We start from the raw sequence: 22,164 nt of genomic DNA, 5'->3' as shown, positions 1-22,164 counted from the left end.
CAGGCCCTTGTAGCCCAGACCCGCCGCCCAGTCGGCCAGGCCCGACAGCGTGTTGAAAGGCGCCGTATCGCCGAGGAATTGTGCCAGGAAAATGCCTGGCCCCTTGATGGTTTTCATGTCTCTCCCCGCCTGGCGATTCTTCGCAAAGCATTATCAGAACTTTCATTCTAATAATGAGCCAAATGCATGGAGAGTCAATGACTCAAATCCGGCGCAACCGCAGGATTTGCTCAGATCAGCGCATCGCTCATCAGAAAGGCGGCGATCATCTGCGCCAGATCATATTTCAGCACCGCCCAGTCGCCCTCCCAGGCCGAGGTGCTGATCGTGCCAAAGCCCAGATAACGGGCAATCGAGGCATAAAGGATACGGAAGGTGCTATCCACGGCGCGCTGCGGATCCTTCACCCGCATCTCGTCGCGATGGTCCAGCAAGGCCTCCTTGATGGCATTGGCTGTGCCCACATAGGACGCCTTGCCCACCGAAGCCACCATCGCATCGGTGGAAGCCCGCGCCATCAACGGGCGCATCTGTGGCCCGAACTCACGCAGCGTCTCGGCCAACGTATCGACCAGCGAGACCACCAGCGATGGCAGCGCGGCATGGCCGGCCCGCGCCTCGCCGATGCGCGCGTACATGGTGCGGTCCAGTTGATCCAGCACCCGCAACTGCACGGCATGCAGCAGCGCATCCTTGCTCTCGAAACGGTTGTAGATCGAACCGATCGAGACCTTGCCCTTCTTGCTCACCTCAAGCAGCGTGAAGTCGTCTGTGCCCCGCTCGACCAACAGAGCCTCCGCCGCCGCGAGCATCCGTTCATACGAGGCCTTGCTGCGTCCCTGAACGGGCGCACGCAAGGCGGTGGCAAGGCCGACATCTTTGTTCATACGGCCTTGTCGGCAAATGACAGTCCCGCGTCAACCGGGACTCGACAAAATCGAATCGCAATTCTACTTTTATCTTTCATGGCGTCGCTCCAACGTGGCGGCCCTCATTGCGATGGCGATGTCCTAGCCATCTCCGCGCCAATCACACAAAAACGGTGGCAAAAACGGGGCTTGCACCCTCCGATAAATTAGAATAGTAATTCTGATAATATGTCGTGACCGTCACGAACGGCTTTGGGGAGAGACATCGCAAGCGCCGCCGGCCCCGTCCGGCGCCCTGCCTTGCTGCCCCGCATGCCTGTCCGCGCCCATCCCGACACAAGATTTTCAAAGCTTCAACCCATGAGGACTACCATGCGCTTTTCGGTCTTTCTGAATGCCCGTTCGATGTCGCCGCAAGAGGATCGCGGGCTGATCCAGAATCTGACGGCGCACGCCTCCAGCGCCGCCGCTCAGGGTTTCGACGCGATCTTCCTGCCGGACCACCACTTCAACGGCTATATGCCGGTGGCCTCCGACAGCTTCATGTTCGCCTCCTATCTCGCCGCCAAGCTGCCTCAGATGCATTTCGGCTTTTCGGTGGTGTCGGTGCCGCTGCATCACCCGATCCGCTTTGTGGAGCGCATCAACATCCTCGACCAGCTGACCGACGGCAAGCTGCTGGTCGGCATCGGCAGCGGCACCACGCCTGAGGAAATGATCGGCTTCGGTGTCGATTACCGCGATGCGGGCGCCGTTTCGGAGCGTAACCTCGAACTGGCCGAGCAGCTCTGGGCCAAGGCGATGGAAGACCCGGCCATCGATTTCGAGAACGGGCCGCACAAGGGCCGCGTGCTGCAACGCATCGCGCCTGCCGCCTACACGCAGGGCCACGCGCGCCTGATGCCGGTGGCCATGAAGGAAGCGAGCAGCCGCCGCGCCGCCGTCAACGGCTGGCCTGCCTTCATCCCCGCCTTCACCCCGCCCAAGATCGGCGGCACCGAGCCCTTCACCCATGTGAAAAAGTGGTTCGACATCTACAAGGGCTTTCTGACCGAGGCCGGCCACAGCGATGAGATTGTGCGCAACGCGCTGGACTGGACGACGCACACCTATCAGGTGGTCCATGTCGCCGAGACCGACGAACAGGCCCGCGAGGAGCTGGAGGTCATCCTGCGCTCCTATCAGGACGCGGTGGAACGCGAAGCCGAATTCAACGCCCGCGCCGAGGCCGACAGTGCCAACAAGAAGACCGACCGCACCCCCAACGCCCTGACCGACGACTGGATCGGCACCTGGTGCCTCTATGGTTCGCCGGAAACGGTGATCGAGCATCTCAAGCCCTATCAGGATCTGGGCATCGGCAACATCCTGTGCGGCACCACCACCGGGCCGCTGACCGAGCAGCGCCTGGCCTATGGCGAGCAGACCCTTCGCCTGCTGTCGCAGCATGTCATGCCGGCATTCAAGAAGTGACGGGGCAAGTCATGGCGCGCCGTATTGTGGGTCTGGGCGGAACCTTCCGCCCCAACTCCTCCAGCGAACGGCTGGTCCGCAGCGTGCTGACCACTTGCGAAGCACTGGGTGCCGAAACCCGGATGTTCGACGGTCCCGCGCTGGCTGCCCTGCCCCATTTCAACCCCGAAAGCCCGGAACGCACGCCCGAACAGACCGCTCTGGTCCAGGCCGTTCGTCAGGCCGATGCGCTGGTGATCGGCACGCCCGGCTACCATGGCGGCCTCTCGGGTCTGGTCAAGAACGCCATCGACCTGCTGGAAGACACGCGCACCGATGCCCGCGTCTATTGGGACGGCATGCCGGTGGGGCTGATCGTCTCGGCGGCGGGCTGGCAGGCGGGCGGCGTCACGCTTGGCGCGCTGCGCGGCATTGTGCACGCCATGCGCGGCTGGCCGACGCCGGTGGGCCTTGCCATCAACTCCATCGAACAGAAGCCTTTCGGCCCCGATGGCGCGCTGGTGGATGACGGCATCGCCGCGCAAATCGCCCTGATGGCCCGCCAGATCATGAGCTTCTCTCTGGAGAAAATCCCCGCATGACATTACCCCTTGCCGATCAGGCCCGGCTTACGGCCGGAGCCAGCATGTGGACCACCGCCGCCGTGCCCGAGGCGGGCATCCCCTCCCTCACCCTCAGCGACGGCCCGATGGGCATCGCCAGCGGGCGGGTGGATGAGCGCGATGTCGCCCTGCTTTCACCTTGCGCCACCTTGTTGGGGGCCAGTTTCGATGTCGATCTGGCACGGCGCGTCGGTGCGCTGGTCGGCGGGGAAGCGGTGGCGCGTGGCGTTGACATGGTGCTGGCGCCCAACATCAATCTGGCGCGCAGCCCACTGGCCGGACGAGCCTTCGAGTATTTTTCCGAAGATCCGCTGCTGGCCGGAACGCTTGGCGCGGCATGGGTGCAAGGGCTGCAAAGCACCGGCACCGGCGCCTGCCCCAAACATATGGTCTGCAACGACAGCGAGACCGACCGCGACCATATGAATGCCGTGGTCGATGAGCGCACTCTGCGTGAAGTCTATCTGCTGCCTTTCGAGCTTTGCGCGGCGGCGGGCGCGGGGGCGATGCTGACGGCTTACAACCGCCTCAACGGCACCTATTGCGCCGAGCAGAGCCATGTCACCACCATCGTCAAGCAGGAGTGGGGTTTCGACGGCCCGCTCATCAGCGACTGGTTCGGAACCCATGACACGCTGGGCAGCCTGAACGGCGGCCTCGATCTGGAAATGCCCGGCCCGGCGCGCTTTATGGGCGCACATACGCTGACTGCCGTGGAACATGGCGATGCCAAAGCCGAACGCCTTGCCGATGCTGCGCAGCGTGTGGCCCATGCTGCCCGCCGCTTCGGTGGCGAGAAAGCCGCACCCGCGCTCGACACCGAGGCGGTGCTGATTGAAGCTGCCGCCGCTGGCATGGTGCTGCTGAAGAACGAGGGGCACCTGCTTCCCCTCGCGCCCGGCGGGAAGGTCGCGCTGATCGGGCCAAATGCCGCCAACCCCTGCTATCAGGGCGGCACCTTCGCCAAGATCGCGCTCTCGCCCGAGGCCATTCGCCCGCTCGAAGCCCTGCGCCGGGCCTATCCGGGGCTGGTCTATGAGCCCGGCGTCGATCCGCAGCCCCGCCTGCCCGCCATGCCGGTCAGCCCGATTGCGGGCGATGCCATGCGCGGCATGACGGTGGAGTATTTCGCCAGCTCGGACATGAGCCAGCCGCCGATCAGCAGCGAAACGCGCGACACCAATTCGCTGGTGTGGTTCGTGGGCGTCCACGATCAGGGCGTTTTCGACGCCCCCGCCGCCATCCGCGCCAGCGGCTGGTTCACCGCCGAAACCAGCGGCGAACATCGCTTCTACGCGGGGGCCACCGGCATGGTGCGCCTCTGTGTCAATGGCGAAACGCTGATCGACAAGCGCGAAAAGATGGCCGCCCGCGACGTGATGGGCAGCCTGAAACGCGGCGATGCCGAGAGCGCCACGCTGCATCTGGAAGCCGGGGCCAAGGCGTTGGTGGAAGTGGAGTTCCACTATGACGGCGCCCGCGTCCACGGCCTGTGGTACGGCGTGCGCGGTCCGGACAGCGCTCAGGCCATGCTGGAGCGCGCCGTGCAAGCCGCGCGCGAGGCCGATACCGTCATCCTGATGGTGGGCGAAACCTCGGACTCCAGCGTGGAGAGCAAGGACCGACCCGATACACGCCTGCCCGAGGACCAGATCCGCCTGATCGAGGCTGTCTGCGCCGCCAATCCGCGCACAGCGATCGTCGCCAATGTCGGCCATGCCTTCGATGCCACCTGGAGCGCGCAGGCCAACGCGCTGTTGCTGGCCTGGTATCCCGGCGAAGGCTTCGGCCCCGCTCTGGCCGATGTGCTGACCGGCGTGCGTGAGCCGGGCGGTCGCCTGCCCGTCACGCTGGCCCGGCAGGACAGCGACTATCCCGCGCTCGAGCTCACGCCTGATGCCGACGGCAATCTGCCTTACAGCGAGGGTATCGCCATCGGCTATCGCGGCCTGGCCGCAAAAGGTGTGGATGCGCTTTATGCCTTTGGCGAAGGACAAGGCTACACGCACTTCGCATGGCTGTCGGCCACGCCTGCCGAGGGTGGCGTCACCGTGCGCCTGCGCAATGAAGGCAACCGCCCCGGCAGCGAGGTGGTGCAGCTTTATCGCCATCAGCCCGAATTCGCGTTGATCGGTTTCGCCAAGGCCCATCTGGCGCCGGGCGAAGAGGCCGATCTCTTCGTGCCCATCGAACCGCGCATGCTGCGCATCTGGAAGCATGGTTGGCAGCAGCTTGAGGGCGATGTGCAGGTCTCGGGCGGCCGCAGCAGCCGTGACATGGTCTTTACCCTCGCCCTCTAAAGCCTGAAAAGGGCGGTTGATCCGATCAACCGCCCTCACTTTTGCGCGGCATCGATGCTAGTCAGCCGGCGATCGACACCTTTTGCCCGATTGCGCCAAAAGGTGAACCCTCCGGCGCCAGAGCCTGCATCGCCACATGGTCGCCATGATGCATGAAAGGCGTGGCAGGCGCGCCGTTTGCGATCATCTCGATGGCGCGGCGTTCCGACAGGCAGCAGGAGCCCACCACAGCGTAATCCGCATTCGACACCGTGCCCGAGCCGATCACCGTGCCCGCCACCAGATCGCGGCTGCGCGCGGCATGGGCGGCAAGCTCGTGAAAGCCGAATTGCATCTCACGACCATGGGGATGACCGAACCACTGGCCGTTCAACGTCACCTCCAGCGGCAGATGGACGCGGCCCTCCTGCCAAGCCTCGCCCAGCGCATCGGGGGTGACGGCGAAGGGCGCCACCGAGCAGGCGGGCTTGGCCTGCACCCAGCCGAAGCCGGTTTTCATCTCGATGGGGGCGATGGCACGCAGCGACCAGTCGTTGATCAGCACCACCAGCTTGATGTGCCGGAGCGCATCGGCGGCGCTGGTGCCCATCGGCACCGCATCGACGATCACGCCGAATTCACCCTCGAAATCGATGCCGTCTGCTTCGCTGGGCAGGGGAACATCGGCATGGCCGGGCAGGAAGCGATCCGACAGCCCTTGATACATCAGGGGGCGGTCGGTCTCGATGGGCGGGAGGTTGAAGGCCTTTTGCATCAGCTCCCCGTGCTGCGGGAAAGCCGATCCATCGAGCCACTGCCATGAGCGCGGCAGAGGCGCCAGCAGACGGCTGTGATCCAGCCTTCCTCCCGCACCCTGCTCCACCAGAGCGGACATGCGGCGCAGCATCGGCTCCGCAGCATCCCAGTCCTCGATGGCAGAAAGCATGGTGAGGCCCGGCGCGCCAAGATAGCTTTCGCCATCGCGCGAGACCACCACCAGTTCGCCATCCGCCTTGCCATTGTTCAGCGTGGCAAGGCGCATCAATCCGCATCCTCGATGATGGCGACGGCGCGGGTCCAGCCCGCCGAGGCGCCCTTGATCTTGTGCGGAAAGCACGAGACCGTGAAGCCGTGCGAGGGCAGCGCCTCAAGATTGTGCAGCTTTTCAAGGTGGCAATAGCCGATGTCGCGCCCAGCCTTGTGGCCTTCCCAGATCAGCGAGGTATCGCCGGTTTCCTTCACCTTTTCCGCCGTATGGGCGAAAGGCGCATCCCAGCTCCAGGCGTCGGTGCCGGTCACTTTCACGCCGCGACTGGTGAGGTAGATCGTCGCCTCATAACCCATGCCGCAGCCGACATTGACGAAATCGGGACGCCCCAGCGCTCCGCCCGCCGCCGTGTTGACCAGCACGATATCGAGCGGCTGAAGCTCATGCCCGATGCGCTTCAACTCATCCTCGACATCCTGCGCGGTGACGACATAGCCATCGGGGAAGTGGCGGAAATCCAGCTTCACGCCATTCTGGAAGCACCATTCCAGCGGCACCTCATCGATGGTGATGGCCCGCTTGCCGCCATCCATCGTGGGGTGAAAATGCCAGGGCGCATCGAGATGGGTGCCGTTATGCGTCGTCAGCTTCACCCATTCGGCGGCGGCGAAACCGGCGCCATCGGGCGTGTCCCTGGCTTCCACGCCGGGGAAGAAATGGCCCAGTTCGGCCACCGTCTCGCTGTGGGTCTGATAGGTGATCTCAGGGCGCATGAAGGGCGGGTCGGAAACCACCTCGTTGCACAGGGTGATCGACAGGTCGATAAAGCGGCGGGTCATGCGACATTCCCTCCCAGAGTTTCGGCGAACCAGTCGGCGATATAGTCGCGGCCATAGGCCATGTTGTCGGCGCCGACATGCTCCACGCCGCCTTCGCGGGCGGTGAAGATCTTCAGCTCACGGCGGGGCGAGTTGACCAGCTGGTTGTAGCAGTCATGGGCGTAATCGACGCTGATCTGGCGATCCTGCGCGCCATGGGTGACGAGGAAGGGCACCTTCACGCCATCCATATGGCCGTTGAGGTTCATCCCCTCGGCCTTGGCGAGGAAGTCGTCCATATCTGTCGCGCCGAAGGCCCAGAAGACATGCGCCCAGTAATGCGGCACGGGGTTTTCGCCCTCGCGCTTCATGCGCTTGTGCTGCACCTCCAGCCAGTTGTGGTTGGCGCCCCAGCAGGCGCCGCTGGCAAAGCGCGGTTCATAGGCAACGGCGCGGGGCGCGAAATGGCCGCCCAGCGAGATGCCCGTCATGCCGATGCGCTTGGGGTCCACCTCGGGTCGGGCCTCCAGCCAATCGACAGCCTTGCTGGCCCAATGCTCGCTGTGCGGATCGACAGGCAGCCCTTGCAGGCGCAAGGTCTCGCCGCTGCCGGGCTGATCGACGCAAAGGGTGGAGATGCCGCGCCGCGCCAGCGCCGCGGGCAGGCGCGACCAGTAGAGCAGCTCCTTGCAGCTATCGAGGCCGTTGCAATAGACCACCACCGGATGCGGGCCTTCGCCCTCCGCGCGGGTGTAAAGTGCGGGCATCACACCGGTTTCCAGCGGGATTTCGACACGCTCGCGGTTGATCTTGCCCAGCTTGGTGGACTTTTCAAACGTGGCCAGAGCCTTGGCGTAAGTTTCCTGGCGCCCCGGATGGCCATGGCCCTGCATGCGCTCGGCGGTGATGAGATACAGTGCCGCCCGCTCCAGCTTGTTGCTGGCGCTGATCAGGCGGCCCTTGGCCTCATCCTCGGCGGCGAGGTCCACCAGCTTGTCGCCCATCGCCGCCCATTGCTTCATGAAGGCGGGGGTGCCGGCATCCGCGCCGCTGGCCGCCGCATCCTTGATGGGCTGGCACATATCGATGATCTCACCGATCTGCGCGCCCGACTCCATCGCGATCGAGACCGACAGGTTCCAGATATAGTTCGGGAAATATTCGAACAAAGCCACGAGCGTTACGCCTCCACCGGCTGGAACAGGCCCTTGTCGGGGTATGGATGCGGCATGGTCTGCGGACCGCCGACACCGATGCCCCACTGGTCCATCACCTTCGGGCCGGGAATATGCACCTTGGCCTCATGCGTCTCGAAATCGACGTGGTCGAGGTCGGCGGTGTATTCCACGGCGAAGCCGGCGGGCGTGGTGAAATAGCTGAAGGTGTTGTTGCCCGCCGTATGGCGCCCCGGGCCCCAGCGCAGATCGGTACCCGCCTGCTTGAGGCGGTTGATGCCCACCATCATATCATCCACGCTGACCATATCATAGGCGACATGGTTGAGGCAGGGTGGCCCGGGCAGAATGGCGAAGCGGTGGTGGGCATCGTTGCAGCGCAGGAAGCACATGAAGTCGCCCAGCCAGTCGGAGACCTTGAACCCCAGCACATCGCAGAACCACGCCACCAGCGCCTTATGGTCAGGCGAGTGCAGCACGATATGGCTGATCTTCTGAGGAATGCCTTCCCAATGGGCGATGCCGCGGGGTTCACGACGCGCCACGCCCGCGGAGATTTCAAACGGCAGACCATCGGGGCTGAAGAAGCGGAAGCCATAGCCGCCGCCCAACGTCGCCAGTTCGCGCGGGGCGAAGATGATGCGCGCGCCGGTGGCGGCGATCTTCTCATGCAGCGCATCGACATCGGCGTTGTTGTCGGCGGCCAGAGCGATCACATCGATGCGCGTGTCTTCATTCTGGCGCAGGCGGACGACATGGTGCTCGGTGCCACCCTCGGCGGCGAAATGGATCATGCCGTCCTGCTCGCCCACTTCGACCAGCTTCCACTGATCGTTGTAGAAGGCGCGCTCGGCGGCCAGATCGGGCACGCCATAGCCGACATAGCGGATTTCGGTCACACGGCTCATGATGGTAACTCCTTGAAATTCAAACGGGCTGCGCCACGACTTCAAACATCGCATGGGTGGCCTTGGCGTTGTCGACCGGTGGCCCCTTGCCGATCTGCCCGTGGCAGATGGCCAGACTTTCGCGCACGATATAGGCGCAGCGCTCGAACCGGCGGGCGCGATAGGCGGTGAAGGCCTCCTCGGGCGTTTCGGCGCGGCTGAGTTCATCGGCCAGCACGATGCTGTCCTCAATGGCCATGCCAGCGCCCTGCCCCAGATGCGGCGTGGTGGCATGCACGGCATCGCCCAGCAGCACGACGCGCCCCTTGTGCCACGGCCCCTCGACCAGCAGCGCTTCGAGCGGACGGTAGACCACGCCCTCATCATCGGTGATCTGCTCGGCCAGCGCCTGAATGGCGGGCGCGGTACCGCCCAGCTTGCCGCGCATGGTGGCCGCCAGGCCCTCGCGCGGATAGCGTGGATTGCCCGGCTCGGGCGTGGTGGCGTACATATACATCAGCGTTTCGGAGACCGGCACCAGACCCACGCCGGTCGGGCCGTTATAGACCTGCAGCACATCGAGATCAGCGGGGCGCGGGAAGTTGTAGCGCCACACGGCCTGCCCTGTGAATTCGGGATCGGGACTGTCCGGGAAGATCGCCTTGCGGGTCTGCGAATAGACGCCATCCGCGCCGATCACCAGATCATAGCGGGCCTGACTGCCATCGGAGAACAGCACATCGACGCCCTCTCCATCATCGGCCAGCGTATCGGCGGTAAGGCCCAGACGCACCTGCGCCCCACTGGCCTTGGTGCGATCGCCCAGCACCTTGTGCAACGCAGCGCGCCCGATGCCGACATTGGCAGGCTTGCCCGGCACCAAAGGCGGCGTGGGCACGCGGGCGATCTTCGCGCCATTGGGCAGGAAAATCTCCACCGCATCGAAGCCCACGCCCGCCGAGAGGTAATCGTCCAGCAGACCGAGCTGGTCCATCGCGCGCACCACGTTGGATTGCTGGATGATCCCCACGCCATAGACCGACCATGTGGGGTCGCGCTCGATCACCGTAACCGCATGACCATGCGCGCGCAGGGCGATGGCTGCCGTCAGGCCGCCAATGCCGCCGCCCACGACAAGAATGTTCAGCGCTTTCAAACCATCTCTCCGCCTGATTATGCGGTGAGAGAATATCAGCCCATATCAATATACAAACTTTATTGTTTGGATCATCATCGATCATAAATATTGATGGAAGAAGCTTCGCGCAGCTTGGCCTTCATCCAGCCCAGCCCCTCATCCTGTGCCCGCGTGTGATGGTATTGCACATGCTCCTCCATCACCGGGAATGCAAAGGGCAGCGGCTGGATGCGGATCGGGAAAAGCCGCGCGGCGACTCGCGCCAGCCTTTCATGCATCACCGCGATGCGCTGGGTGCCCACCAGCAGCCAGGGCAGAGTGGCGAAAGAGGCCGCCTCCACCTCGACCCGTCGCAGCTTGCCCAGCAGCGCCATATGGCGGTCCGCAAAGGAGGCATTGACGTGCCCGCCAATCGCCACCGAAACATGGCCCGCCTCCAGAAAGGCTTTTTCGCTCAGCGGCCCATCCAGCAGCGGATTGCCCATCCAGCCAACCACCACATGGCGTTCCTCGAACAGCAGTTCAGCGGGATTGTCGGGGGCCAGCCATTCCTTCGGGTTGATCGCCAGATCCACCTTGCCATCGTCAAGCAGATGGCCGGTGTTTTCATCGGGATAGCTGAGTTTCAGATGGATGCCGGGCGCCTCGATGGCCAGCCTTTCCTGCATCGGCGCGATCACCGCCGCCACCAGATAATCCGAAGCCACGATGCGGAAACTGCGCTGCGATGTCGCCGGATCGAAAGCGGCGGAGGTGGCCAGCAAAGCCTCGATCCCGCTCAGGCAGTGGCGCACCTGAGGCAGCAAGCTTTCGGCAAAGGCCGTAGGATACATCCGCTTGCCATGCGACACGAGCAGAGGGTCGCCGAAATAGTCGCGCAAGCGGGCCAGAGCCGCGCTCATGGCGGGCTGGCTGAGGTTCATATGCCGCGCCGTCGCCGAAACGGAGCGGCTTTGCATCAGCCCGTCGAAGACGGCCAACAGATTAAGATCGAGACCACGGAAGCGCATGATCCATCCATAGAACAGATCGCATGTCGGTTCATCTGCTGATTGGCTCAATAGAACAAAAAGGGGCAGGGGTGATACCCTGCCCCAGTTCGGGATCAGCAAGAGGGGCGCTGATCAGAACTTGCCGGTCACCCGCACGCCAAAGGTGCGCGGCGGCTGGAATTCATAGGCGTTGATCGGATTGGGCGTGGTGGTGAAGGTCTCCGCCGCGCTGGCCAGCACCGTCTTGTTGGTGAGGTTGCGCACGAAAGCCGCGATCTCCAGACCCTTGAGCGCGGGCTTCAAGGTCAGCGTGGCGTTCAGCGTGTTGAACTGGCCCTGACGCGTATCGGGATCGTTGAAGGCCGAGAAATAATAGCTCGACGAATGCTTCAGCTCGATACGCGGGGTCAGCGTGGCATTGCCCATCGCCAGCGCATATTCCAGACCCGCCGTCAGCACGAAATCGGGCGCGTTGGGCAGGTGGCGGCCCTGCAGGTTGACCGAGGTGCTGTCGTCACCCTTCACGATCACCGAATTGCTGGTGAAGCGCGCATGCAGCAGGGTGGAGTTCAGATCCAGACGCGCACCACCGGCCGAAGCAATGAATTGCGCCTCGCCGCCATAGATTTCAGCCGCACCGACGTTGAACACGCCCGACGCGCCGCCCGAAATCACCGAGGTGCTCTGCGAAGCCTGATAGCCATTGTAGGTCTGGTAGAAGGCGTCGGCGTTGAACTGGATATGGCCATCGAGGAACTTGTTCTTCGTGCCGATTTCCCAGGCCTTGAGTGTTTCAGGACCATAGTTGACCGAAGGCGCCGAACCGTTCGAGTTGAAACCGCCCGATTTGAAGCCGGTGTCGAACTTGGCATAGACCATCGAGCGCGGCCCCGGCGTCCAGTCGACACCGGCGTGGAAGGTTGGCTTGCTCTCGCTGACATTGCCGTTGCCGGGCGTGGTCAGCGTGGGCTGGGCGCCTGCGCAACCCACCACGCCGTACAGGAAGGCCGGAATGCCCGCGATATCGCAGCGCAGATAGGCGTTGCCGGTGCGCTCCTTCTTGTCCCAGGTGTAGCGCATGCCCGCCGAGACATGCAGCGTCGAGGTCGGGCGCCAGCCGAACTGGCCGAACACGCCATCCGAGGTGGTTTTGGTGTCGTAAAGGAAGTGAATCAGATAGTTGTTGGCATAGGTGCCGGCGGTTTCATACAGGCCGCTGTCCAGATTGCCATTGTGCTCGCTGAAGTGGAAATAGCCCACCTGCGCGGTCAGCTTGCCGTTCTGCGGCGTGGCCAGACGGACCTCGTGGTTCCAGGTGCTGGGGTTCTCACCCTGACGGAACTGCACGGGGTTGCCCGCCATCGCGCCAGTGGAGTCGATCGAGGTGGCGTCCAGAGCATGGCGCCACTTCTGGTGATCGAAGCCGCCCGCATAGAACAGCGTCAGATTGGCAGGCAGGTCATAGCTGAATTCCCAGCGCACACGGTCACCCACCAGCTTGTTGAAGGTGGTGACGTAATTGGGGAAATGCACCACCTGCTGGCCGGTATAGGCCTGACCGAAGGGCAGCTTCATGGCCACATCGCCGGTGGTGTCGACATCGTCATGCTGATACTGGACCAGCCCGGTGAAGCCTTCAAACGGCTGGAACGCCAGCGAGATACGACCCGACTTGGTGTTGTCGTCGTCACCACGCCCGCCCACGCGGTCGAGGTTGCGATACCCCTCGTGATAGCTCTGGAAGCCCGCGACGCGCAGCTGGACCTTGTCGCTCACCGGAATGTCCGCGCCCACTTCGGTCTTGATGGCATGATAGCTGCCCGCCTCGATCGAGATGTCGGCGCCATAGGTCTTGCCCGGCTTGCGCGTGATGACCTGTACCAGACCGCCGGTCGAGTTGCGCCCGAACAGCGTGCCCTGCGGCCCCTTGAGCACCTCGACACGCTCCAGATCATACATGGAGGTGCCGATGGAGAAGGAACGGTTCGTGAAGAAATTGTCGCGCGAGATTGGCACCGAAGGATCGCCCGTTTCGGTCACGTCGGTCGAGGCGATACCGCGAATGGCCACGTAAGAAGCGCCGCCATTGGTCGAGACGTTGATGCTGGGGTCCACGGTGGCCAGCGCCAGCACGTTCGACACACCCTTGGCCGCCAGATCGCCGCCGGAATAGGCGTTCAGAGCGATCGGCGTTTTCTGCGCGCTGCTTTCGCTGCGGTTCGCAGTAACCACGATTTCCTTGATGCTGTCGTCGCTCTTGCCGTCATTGCGGCCAGCCTGATCCTCGGCAGCAGCCGGAGCGGAAGCCGCCGCCAGCGCCGTTACAGGCAAAGCCAGAGCAGAGGTGCCGAGCAGAAACGCCGCCGTCATACGGTAAGCCATTGCAGTCTCCCTAAGCCGATGCTGCGATTCGTCGATGGCAGCTATTCGGAATCAAAATGTGCATTCTGATTTATCCTTCCGGCGGGCGATGTCAACGGGCTGAATTTGATATGCGTCATTGCAAGGCCCCCTGTCACCTTTGCGCAACGGCGCGCCATGCTGCGCAGCATAGAGGTGGCCGCCCTGCACGCCTCGTCGCCACGCTGCGCTTCAAGGCTTGACAAATCAGCGGTGAACCGCCCATTTCAGAATCATTGTTCTAAATAACGCGGTCCACCGCGAATCGGGAGAGCCTCGGTTGTCCGACACCGTCATATCGGGCCAAACGGCCCACGCATCTCACGCTGCCCACCCCCGGCAGCCCGGCCTCGCTCAGGGGTTGACCGTTGTGATCGCGGGCTTTTTGCCCATCGTCGCCATCGTTTCGATGTTCCCGGCGGTGCCCGCCATCATCGACCACTTCATTAAGACCGACCCGCAGGCCATGATCAAGGTGCCCGCCATGGTCTCGGCCCCCGGCCTGACCATCGCGATCATCGCCCTGTTCATGGGCCTGCTGGTCGACCGCTTCGGGCGGCGGCGCCTGCTGCTGATCTCCACCGCCGCTTACGGCGTGGTGGGCATGGCGCCCTTCTTCCTTGAGAACCTCGATGCGGTCTATGCCTCGCGTCTGGCTTTGGGCGTGACCGAAGCGGCGATCCTCACCACGCTCAACACGCTGATCGGCGACTATTGGGATGAAAAGGGCCGCCGCAACTGGCTGACCCTTCAGGGGCTGGCCGGGCCTTTCCTCGGCAGCTTCTCGATCCTGCTTTCGGGCTATCTCACTGCGATCCAGTGGAATTCGATCTTCCTGATCTATGCGCTGGGTTTCCCGGTGTTTCTGGCCGCGCTCGCCTTCCTTTACGAACCCGCTTCGGACACCACCGTGCGCCGCATGCTGGGCATCGGGCAGAGCACGCAGGATTTCCCCTGGAAGCATGTCGTGCTGTTCGGCGGGGTGACGCTGGTCGGCTCGGCGCTGTACTATGTGTTCATCATCAACGGCGGTCTGGTCTGGCGCGAGATCGGCTACACCGATTCCGCCACCATCGGCCGGCTGACCACCATCCCCAGCCTCTTCGTAATGCTGGGCGCGGCCATCTTCTGGCTGACCGGACGCTGGGGCGCGCGCGCGCAGCTCACCTGCTTCTTCGCCCTGCTGGGTGCGGGGCTGCTGCTGATCGGCAATGCGCATGACTGGCGCGGCATGGTGCTGGGCATGTCGCTGCAGCAGACCGGCGCGGGCATGGCCGTGCCCACGCTGATCGCCTGGGCCCAGACCTATCTGCCCTTCCAGCATCGTGGACGCGGCATGGGCATCTGGACCGCCTGCTTCTTCTTTGGCCAGTTCTCCTCCCCCCTGCTGGTCGGCCTGATCCGCAGCAATGTGGGCACCATGCATGGCGCCTTCGTGGTGGCAGGGATCTGCGGCCTGATCTTCACCGCCATCGTGCCCTTCCTCGTGCGGCGCGCGGCCCCTGTTTCGGGACAATAACATGACCTCCAAGATCAAGCGGGGCGTCAGCCTCTACAGCTTTCAGGAAGAGCTGTTCCTCGGCACGATGAATCTGGACGATGTGGTGGGTTTCGCCGCCAGCATCGGCGCCCCGGGCATCGAAATCCTGCCCGAGCAGAACATGCCCACCTTCCCCAACATCAGCGACCAGCAGATCGGCGAATGGCAGGACCGGCTGGCGCGCCACGGCGCTCACTTCACCTGCTATGACATGTTCCTCGACACCAAGCTGCGCAAGGGCGAGGTGATGAGCGACGCGGAGCAGGTCGCCAGCATCGTGCGCGACATCAAGCTGTGCAACCGGCTTGGCATCAAAAACATGCGCGTGCTGATCTTCGTGCGCCCCGACATCCTCGAACAATGCGTCCCCTATGCCGAGCAGTATGACGTGCATCTGGGCGTGGAAGTCCATGCGCCGTGGTATCTCGACCACGCCTGGATTCTGCGCACCATCGAGGTGGCCGACCGCCTGAAGACCAGCCATCTGGGCATCCTGCCGGATATGGGCATTTTCATGAAGCACTATCCCCCCGCCTTCCGGGGCCGCTTCGAGCGTCAGGGCGCCCGGCCCGAGGTGGCCCAGTTCATCGTGGACAGCCATGAGCAGAAGATCATGTGCGAATACACGATCTATGAGGTGGCGGTGAAGATGGGCGGCAACAAGGCCGAGGTGGCCATGGCCGAAACCCTGCGCCATGCGCCTTTCGCCAACCCCAGGCGCATCGCCGATTTCGCCCCCTATTTCCGCCATATTCAGGCGAAATTTTACGAAATGACGCCCGACTGCACCGACCCCTCGATCGCCTATGACGAGGTGATCCCGCAATTGGTGAAGGCCGGCTGGGAAGGCACGCTCTCGTCCGAATATGAAGGCAACCGCTGGATTCAGGACGTCGAGGATGTCGACAGCCGCGAGCAGGTCCGCCGCCAGCATGTGATGTTCGAAAAGCTGATCGCGCAAGCCGAAGCCGACATCGGAGCTGTCGCATGAAACAGCTCCGCCTCCTCACCGGGGCGATGGCATGGGTGTGGACGGCAACGGCGGCACTGCCTGCCGGGGCACAGGGGCAGGCGCATGAGCAGCCTCTGCTCTTCGCCCCGGCCAACGCGCCGCATCTGGAGGGGGAGATCACTTTGCCCTCCCCCCACGCCACCAACACCCCGCCCGAAAGCTGGCTGCGCCAGACCGGTGACCTGCAGGTACGCAACATCCAGCAGGCCACGCTGCTGCCTTTTCTGCCTCCACGCCATCTGGCCACCGGCGAGGCGGTGATCGTGGCGCCGGGCGGCGGTTTTCTGGGGCTGGCCATTCAGGATGAGGGCTATGATGTCGCCCGCGCGCTGGCCGCGCGGGGCATCGCCGCCTTTGTGCTGAAATATCGCGTGCTGCCCACGCCCGCCGATTTCGGCACCTTCATGCGTGAGATGATCGCGGGCCGAAGCGGCAAGCCCACCACCATCCGCCCGCCCGAGGACACGCCCGACTTCAGCCTGCAGGACGCCCGCGCCGCTCTGGTCTATGTCCGCGCCCATGGCGACGACTGGGGCATCGACAAAAGCCGCGTGGGCATGATGGGTTTTTCGGCAGGCGCCTTCCTGACGATCAGCGCCGCCTTGAAACTGCCTGCCAGCGAAAGGCCGGTCTTCATCGCGCCGATCTATCCCAAGATGGTGGCGCGGGATGTTCCCGCCGATGCCCCACCGATGTTCGTGGCGATTGCCGACGATGACTTCCTGATGGCGCCGGGGACGCTGGGCCTGATCGAAAGCTGGCACAAGGCGCATCGACCGGTCGAGTTCCATCTGTTTCAAACCGGACACCATGGCTTTGGCCTGGGCGCTCCGGGCACCACAACCGCCGGCTGGCTGGACTCCTTCGTCCGCTGGCTGGACATGAACCGCGCGACACGCCGGGGAGAGTGACATGTTCGACAAATTCCTGATCGACGCCGCTTCGCTGCGCAACATCGGCCCCGCCGAAGCCCCCACCGGCTTCGCCTTCGAAGCCAAGCTGGGCTATTACCGCGGCCTTGGCCTTTCGATGATCGAGGAACTCAACGTCTCGATCGACGGCGACGCCGTGGCGCGGGAGGCCGTCACCTTCGACGAGGGGGAAGGCCCCATCACGCTCGACGCGATGGAGACCGCCTATGATCGCCGCTGGCCCTTCGGCACCCCCGCGACCATTGCAGTGGCCCATCCCGGCGGCTTTCCTGCGGGCGAGCACAAGCTGGGTTTCCAGCAGAAGCTGCGCGTCTCCTACCTGCCCTTCCCCTCGTTCAACAATGACGAGAAGGTGGTGAGCCTGTGAAGGTCTGGCCTGCTCTGGTGCTGGGGGCCGCGATGATCGCCGCCCCTGCCATGGCCAAACCGGTGGATCCGGACAATCGCGCGATCATCAGGGATTTCGCCCGCCTGTTCTACACCGAGCGCAAGGTGAAGCAGGCCTTCGAAACCTATGTTGCGCCAGATTACGTGCAGCATAACCCCGGCATCGCCGATGGCCGCGATGCTGCGGTGGCCGCCCTGGCCACGATGTTCGCCGATCCGGCCAAGCATTTCACCGTGGAGCAGATCCTCGTCGATGGCGATATGGCGGTGATCCACATCCATGCCATTCCCACGCCGGGATCGCGCGGCGCGTCGGTCTTCGATATGTATCGCATGAGGGACGGAAAGATCGTCGAACATTGGGATGCGATCCAGCTTGTGCCTGAAAAGGCAGCCAATTCGCACCCGATGTTTTAGGTTTTGTGGTCGCATCGTTTTCGCACGATGCTTCAGGCCCCTCAGCCCTGTTGGCGCAATGCCAGCAGGGCGAGGAAATCCTCGAAGGTCAGCCGGGCATCCAGCGTCTCGAAGACGCGAATGTTGCGCCCGGCGATCTCTTCGCCATAGCGCCCATCGGGCAGGATGCGCCGCGCGAGGCGCTCCACGGACATGCTGCTTTCCTGCGAAATCGCGGTGAGCAGCACGGTGGGACTATCCCCCAGCGGCCAGCTTCCGCCAACATCGATAAATTCGGGCGGATGGGTGAACTGCGCATAGAGCCAGCGCCCGAAGGGCGAGGCGCCCGCCATCCGAAGCCGCAACTCCGCGTTGGACATCTGTATCAGCCGATAGGCGTTCTGCGGAATCTGCCACAAGGGGATGGCGGACCGCTCGATCACCTGCCGCGCCGAGGCCAGATCGCAGTTGAGATTATACTCCCAGCCGCCCTCTGGATAACGCCCGCCGCCGATCCACACCAAAGTGGCGCGTTTGGCGATGCGCGGCTCCAGACGCAGCGCGGCCGCAATGTTGGTCAGCGGACCGCCGCAGGTTATGAACAGCGGCAGCGGATCATCGCGCATCGCCTCGGCCACGATGGCATGAGCCGCGCGCGTGATCTGCGCCGCGCCATCACCGAAGCTTTCTGCGCCAGCCTCGACTGGCACGGGCGTAATCCCGCCCTGTCGCATCAGCTCCAGCGCCAGCTTGGCTCCTGCCGCCGCGCCCGCAATGCCGCCAGACATCTTCGGGTCCAGCGTGGAACTGGTGGCCAGAACCACGCGCGTCTTGGGCGTCAGCAATTGATGGGCCAGCGCCACCAGCCCGTCAGGATCACCCGCGAAATCATTGTCGATGATTACCCGCGCCGAGGCCCGCTGCGGAATGACGGCATCGGCCAGAACCCGCCCCGGCAAGGCCAGCGCGACAGCGCCGCCCAACGTCATGCGCCGCGACAACATCATGCCGGCTCCTCCGTCAGAGCGCGAAAGCGGTAGGTCGAAAAGCGCACCTTGCCCTTGCCACTGGCATACAAGGCCGGGCGCAATGAGGCCAGATCATCCACCGTATTGGCCTGATAGCCCGAAACCTCGCTGCGGATTCCATGCCGCGTCCACGCCTTGCCGTCCAGGCTGTAGAAAAAGGTCACGATGTTGCGATCGTTGACGATTTTCAGATGCAGCCTGGGTGCGGCAGGCGCCGGTTCCTGCCAGAAACTGCGATGGCCCCCACGCCAGGTGGTCATATGCTGGCCATTGATGCCAAGGCCCAGAAACAGCCGGTCATCATAGAACAGCAGCATCCCGCCCTCGGCGCCATCGACAGGCTCAACCACCACGCTGATCTCATAGGCATGATCGCCCACGGTCTGCGTCAAAGGTGAGCAGTCTGCGGGGCTGCTGCCCTTTGACGCCAGTTCCAGCACACCGCCTCCCACATGCGCGCGGGCAATTTCCCCCGGCGCGGCGCCATAGAAGCTCCAGCGGGTGCCGAAATCGGGCGCGGTAAAATCATCCGAGCGCAGGAAGCCATGCGGCCCGCCCGGCTTGCCGGTCGGCATCGGCAGCGCCATCGACAGATCCCCACCAAGCGCGCGCGGCCAGCCATCCCCGCCCCATGCCATCGGCTCCAGCAAGGTCTGGCGGCCCAGCGTGCGATAGCCATTCTCATAGCCATGATAGACCATCGACCACTTGCCGCCCGGCCCCTCGACCATCGTGGCATGGCCGCGCGACCACCACGCCTCCTTGTCGCTGCGCGTGCGCACGATGGGGTTGTGCGGACAGTTCTCCCAAGGCCCCAGCACCGATTTCGAACGCGCCACGATCACCATATGGCTCGTCGCCGGGCCCGAGGTGCCCCCCACCGCCGAGACCAGATAGAACCACGCCCCGCGCCGGAACAGTTTCGGGCCCTCCAGCGAATAGCCCTCGGTGACCCAGTCATCGGGATAGCGCCAGCCATCATAGGCCTTCTCGACCGGCCCTGCGGTGGAAAGGCCATCCGCGCTCAGCCGCACGCGGTTGATGCCGGAGAGGAAGAGGTAGCGATGCCCATCCTCGCCCGCCACATGGCCGGGATCGATCAGCCCGCCGATCTTCATGTCGATGGGTTCGCTCCACGGGCCGGCCATGCTGTCGGCGTGGATGACATAGATGTTGGCGAAACTGGCCAGCCCCTGCGACCATGGCGCCTTCATGAAGGGGATATAGATATAATACCGCCCGTCATGCTTGGCGATATCGACGGCAAAAACCGTGCCCAAAGGCTTGGGCAAAGCCGGGCCGATGGGTTGCCAGTTCACCAGATCGCGCGAGTGCCAGATGATCAGCCCCGGCGCCGCATCGAAGCTGGAATGGGTCATGTAGTAATCGTCGCCATCCTTCAGCACGGATGGGTCGGCATAATCGCCCGCCATGATCGGGTTGCGATACCAGCCATTGCCAAGGTCAGCACGGCGCTCCCCTTCCGGTCCCTTGCCCCAATGCGGCGTGGATTTCGGCGCGGGCCCGGCGGTTGCGCCCTGCGCCATGGGGGACAGCGCGGCGGCGCAAGTGCCCGAGGCCAGGGTGGCCCCGAAAGTCGTGAGTACGCGACGGCGGCTTGGCATGATCGTCTCCCGAATTTTATAGAATCATCATTCTAGATAGATCAAGGTACAGCGCAAGCCCCTCCCCGCGAAGCAACATTTGTATCGCAAGAACGGAACGTCTATGGCAACTGCGTCATCGCGGACGTTCCCATCACCGCGACAGCTGATTGTGCGGGACTTGAGGCGGATAAGGTGAACAACACGTCAGTGCCCCGGGAAGCGCAGCCCTTATCGCAGCGGCTGGTGGATTCGGTCATGAATCTCTGGGAAAACATCGGACATGCGGCCATTTCGGCGCGCAGCCTGACCCAGAATGCGGGCGCGCCGATCTCCACCCTCTACAATCATTTCCCATCGCTCGATGACGTCTTCCTGATGGCCCAGGAGGACGCGATGGATCAGGCCCGGCAATGGTGCGCCCGCCAGCTGGAGCAATTGCCTGACCACGGCGATGGAACGCTTGTCGCGGGCGATCTCGCCCCGATCATGGCCGCCGTGATCGACGAATGGACCCACGCCCAGCGCCGCCTCGCCTTCGCCTGGCGCGAGGGCTTTCTGCTGGCCCAGCGCGATCCCCGCTTCATCCCCTGCTGGCAAGGCTGGCGCGCCCTGTGGCGCGGCTTCTGGCAGCACGTCTGCGAGCACTGCGGCCTCGCCCCCTATGGCGACCTGACCAGCTTCGTCTTCGAGGGCGAGGCGGCCCTCCATATGCTGCCCGGGCGGCGCATCCTCGATCGCGCCTGCCTCGATGATCTGTGCCATGGCTGGGCGACATGGCTCTCGGGCAAGCTCGTCAGCGAAGGCCCCTGGCGCAGCCGCGCCCGGCAACAGGCGCTGGCCACCTCCCCCGACCTCGCGATACATGACGACACCACCCGCCGCATCGCCGATGCCGCCGCCGATGTGGTCGAGCAGCGCGGCATCGCCAAACTCACCCATCGCGCGGTGGCGGCCACGGCCGGCGTGTCGCTGGGCATGGTCTCCAGCCGCTTTCGCACCAGTGTCGATCTGCTGCGCGGCGCGTTCGAGACGATCTACCACCGGATTTCACAGCAAAGCCCCGATGCCGTTCAGTCCGTTGCGCCGCTGCTCGATGCCGACAAGCTTGCTCAGCTGGTGCCGCAACTCACGGGCGAATTCTTCAACCATACGCATCGCCTGGCGCTGGAGGAGCTGATGCTGGCCACCGCCCGCACGCCCGACTTCCAGCCCTTCGCCCCCCAACTGCGCTATCTGCGCGGGCGCACCAGCGGGCAAATCCTGCAATTGCTGGCCGGGCCAGACATCGTCGTCTCCCCGCTGGACGCCGCCCTGTTCTCCGATCTGCTCGCTGGCATGCAGCGGGACGGGTTCGATCTCTCACCCCAAAGCCGCGGCAGTTTGGGGCGGGGGTATCTGACCCGGATCGCGCAGTTGCTCGGCCTGCCGCTGTGGGTTTTTGAGCAGGCTTAAGGGGGAGGAAGCAGCCTCCGGCGGGCAAAGGGCGATTGCCCTTTGCAATCCCTTTCATGTCTGCCTTGCGCTTGATGTTCAGCGCAGCAGCCAAAACGCAGCGGTGATTGCGCCGTCGGCTTTGCCGACGACGCGCAGGGCAAAAACTTACTCGGCCGCTTCCAGCTTGGCACAACCGCGCGGCATGCG

General features: G+C 64.0%; 19 protein-coding genes and 1 pseudogene. 9 read left to right on the top strand and 11 right to left on the bottom strand.

Annotation, left to right across the window (positions count from 1 at the left end; all coding sequences use genetic code 11):
* Positions 1–117, bottom strand: a pseudogene (locus tag SR3_RS32545) (sugar phosphate isomerase/epimerase); the annotation flags it as partial.
* A 113-nt stretch (positions 118–230) separates the two neighbouring features.
* The gene (locus tag SR3_RS27220) at positions 231–887 is read right to left on the bottom strand and encodes a TetR/AcrR family transcriptional regulator (protein WP_068093488.1); all 657 of its coding nucleotides are present in this window, start codon (positions 885–887) and stop codon (positions 231–233) included.
* 354 nt (positions 888–1,241) lie between these two features.
* On the opposite strand from SR3_RS27220, the gene SR3_RS27215 reads away from it, so the two are divergent.
* Genes SR3_RS27215 through SR3_RS27205 form a run of 3 tightly spaced genes read left to right on the top strand, consistent with a single transcriptional unit; the run spans position 1,242 to position 5,244 of the window.
* Complete coding sequence (locus SR3_RS27215) at positions 1,242–2,342, top strand: LLM class flavin-dependent oxidoreductase (RefSeq protein ID WP_068093486.1); 1,101 nt, start codon at positions 1,242–1,244, stop codon at positions 2,340–2,342.
* A gap of 11 nt (positions 2,343–2,353) precedes the next feature.
* Positions 2,354–2,923 (top strand): NADPH-dependent FMN reductase, encoded by a 570-nt coding sequence (locus SR3_RS27210; RefSeq protein ID WP_068093483.1) that lies wholly within the window; start codon positions 2,354–2,356, stop codon positions 2,921–2,923.
* Positions 2,920–5,244, top strand: coding sequence for a beta-glucosidase (locus tag SR3_RS27205; RefSeq protein ID WP_068093479.1), 2,325 nt, complete (start codon positions 2,920–2,922; stop codon positions 5,242–5,244). Before SR3_RS27210 ends, SR3_RS27205 begins: the two co-directional genes overlap by 4 nt.
* A 61-nt stretch (positions 5,245–5,305) precedes the next feature.
* Here SR3_RS27205 and SR3_RS27200 read toward each other — a convergent pair whose 3' ends face one another.
* From SR3_RS27200 to SR3_RS27170, 7 genes are all read right to left on the bottom strand, one after another.
* Complete coding sequence (locus SR3_RS27200; protein ID WP_068093475.1) at positions 5,306–6,265, bottom strand: fumarylacetoacetate hydrolase family protein; 960 nt, start codon at positions 6,263–6,265, stop codon at positions 5,306–5,308.
* Positions 6,265–7,050 carry a cyclase family protein gene (locus SR3_RS27195; protein ID WP_068093471.1) on the bottom strand — a complete coding sequence of 262 codons (786 nt, stop codon included), beginning with the start codon at positions 7,048–7,050 and terminating at the stop codon, positions 6,265–6,267. The genes SR3_RS27200 and SR3_RS27195 overlap by 1 nt, the downstream gene beginning before the upstream one ends.
* Positions 7,047–8,204, bottom strand: a complete 1,158-nt coding sequence (locus SR3_RS27190) for an alpha/beta hydrolase family protein (protein ID WP_068093466.1) — start codon at positions 8,202–8,204, stop codon at positions 7,047–7,049. The genes SR3_RS27195 and SR3_RS27190 overlap by 4 nt, the downstream gene beginning before the upstream one ends.
* Positions 8,205–8,209: 5 nt before the next feature.
* Positions 8,210–9,112, bottom strand: coding sequence for a VOC family protein (locus SR3_RS27185; protein WP_068093460.1), 903 nt, complete (start codon positions 9,110–9,112; stop codon positions 8,210–8,212).
* Between the two features lie 19 nt (positions 9,113–9,131).
* A complete protein-coding gene (locus SR3_RS27180) occupies positions 9,132–10,247 on the bottom strand; it encodes an FAD-dependent oxidoreductase (protein WP_068093459.1) in 1,116 nt (371 codons plus the stop codon).
* Positions 10,248–10,321: 74 nt separating this feature from the next.
* Positions 10,322–11,239, bottom strand: a complete 918-nt coding sequence (locus SR3_RS27175) for a LysR family transcriptional regulator (RefSeq protein ID WP_068093497.1) — start codon at positions 11,237–11,239, stop codon at positions 10,322–10,324.
* Between the two features lie 114 nt (positions 11,240–11,353).
* A complete protein-coding gene (locus SR3_RS27170) occupies positions 11,354–13,603 on the bottom strand; it encodes a TonB-dependent receptor (protein ID WP_084455963.1) in 2,250 nt (749 codons plus the stop codon).
* Between the two features lie 388 nt (positions 13,604–13,991).
* Between SR3_RS27170 and SR3_RS27165 the strand changes: the two genes are divergently transcribed.
* The 5 genes from SR3_RS27165 to SR3_RS27145 are packed head-to-tail and all read left to right on the top strand — an operon-like array spanning position 13,992 to position 17,909.
* Positions 13,992–15,140 (top strand): MFS transporter, encoded by a 1,149-nt coding sequence (locus tag SR3_RS27165; protein ID WP_245654124.1) that lies wholly within the window; start codon positions 13,992–13,994, stop codon positions 15,138–15,140.
* A 1-nt stretch (position 15,141) separates the two neighbouring features.
* Complete coding sequence (locus SR3_RS27160; RefSeq protein WP_068093455.1) at positions 15,142–16,152, top strand: sugar phosphate isomerase/epimerase family protein; 1,011 nt, start codon at positions 15,142–15,144, stop codon at positions 16,150–16,152.
* The gene (locus tag SR3_RS27155; RefSeq protein WP_157099149.1) at positions 16,149–17,084 is read left to right on the top strand and encodes an alpha/beta hydrolase; all 936 of its coding nucleotides are present in this window, start codon (positions 16,149–16,151) and stop codon (positions 17,082–17,084) included. Before SR3_RS27160 ends, SR3_RS27155 begins: the two co-directional genes overlap by 4 nt.
* A gap of 1 nt (position 17,085) precedes the next feature.
* Positions 17,086–17,472 carry a C-glycoside deglycosidase beta subunit domain-containing protein gene (locus SR3_RS27150; protein WP_068093450.1) on the top strand — a complete coding sequence of 129 codons (387 nt, stop codon included), beginning with the start codon at positions 17,086–17,088 and terminating at the stop codon, positions 17,470–17,472.
* The gene (locus SR3_RS27145; RefSeq protein WP_245654123.1) at positions 17,469–17,909 is read left to right on the top strand and encodes a nuclear transport factor 2 family protein; all 441 of its coding nucleotides are present in this window, start codon (positions 17,469–17,471) and stop codon (positions 17,907–17,909) included. The genes SR3_RS27150 and SR3_RS27145 overlap by 4 nt, the downstream gene beginning before the upstream one ends.
* Positions 17,910–17,950: 41 nt before the next feature.
* On the opposite strand, the gene SR3_RS27140 is transcribed toward SR3_RS27145, so the two are convergent.
* A complete protein-coding gene (locus SR3_RS27140) occupies positions 17,951–18,895 on the bottom strand; it encodes a nucleoside hydrolase (protein ID WP_157099148.1) in 945 nt (314 codons plus the stop codon).
* Positions 18,892–20,541 carry a family 43 glycosylhydrolase gene (locus SR3_RS27135; protein ID WP_068093444.1) on the bottom strand — a complete coding sequence of 550 codons (1,650 nt, stop codon included), beginning with the start codon at positions 20,539–20,541 and terminating at the stop codon, positions 18,892–18,894. Before SR3_RS27135 ends, SR3_RS27140 begins: the two co-directional genes overlap by 4 nt.
* A 237-nt stretch (positions 20,542–20,778) precedes the next feature.
* Here SR3_RS27135 and SR3_RS32275 point away from each other — a divergent pair, with 237 nt between their 5' ends.
* Positions 20,779–21,975 (top strand): TetR family transcriptional regulator, encoded by a 1,197-nt coding sequence (locus SR3_RS32275; RefSeq protein WP_218018893.1) that lies wholly within the window; start codon positions 20,779–20,781, stop codon positions 21,973–21,975.
* Positions 21,976–22,164 lie beyond the last annotated feature (189 nt).

The sequence above is a fragment of the Novosphingobium rosa NBRC 15208 genome (genome assembly GCF_001598555.1).
Lineage (GTDB): Bacteria > Pseudomonadota > Alphaproteobacteria > Sphingomonadales > Sphingomonadaceae > Novosphingobium > Novosphingobium rosa.
Note: the sequence above shows the minus strand (reverse complement) of the source record. Positions and strands in the feature narration are given on the sequence as shown.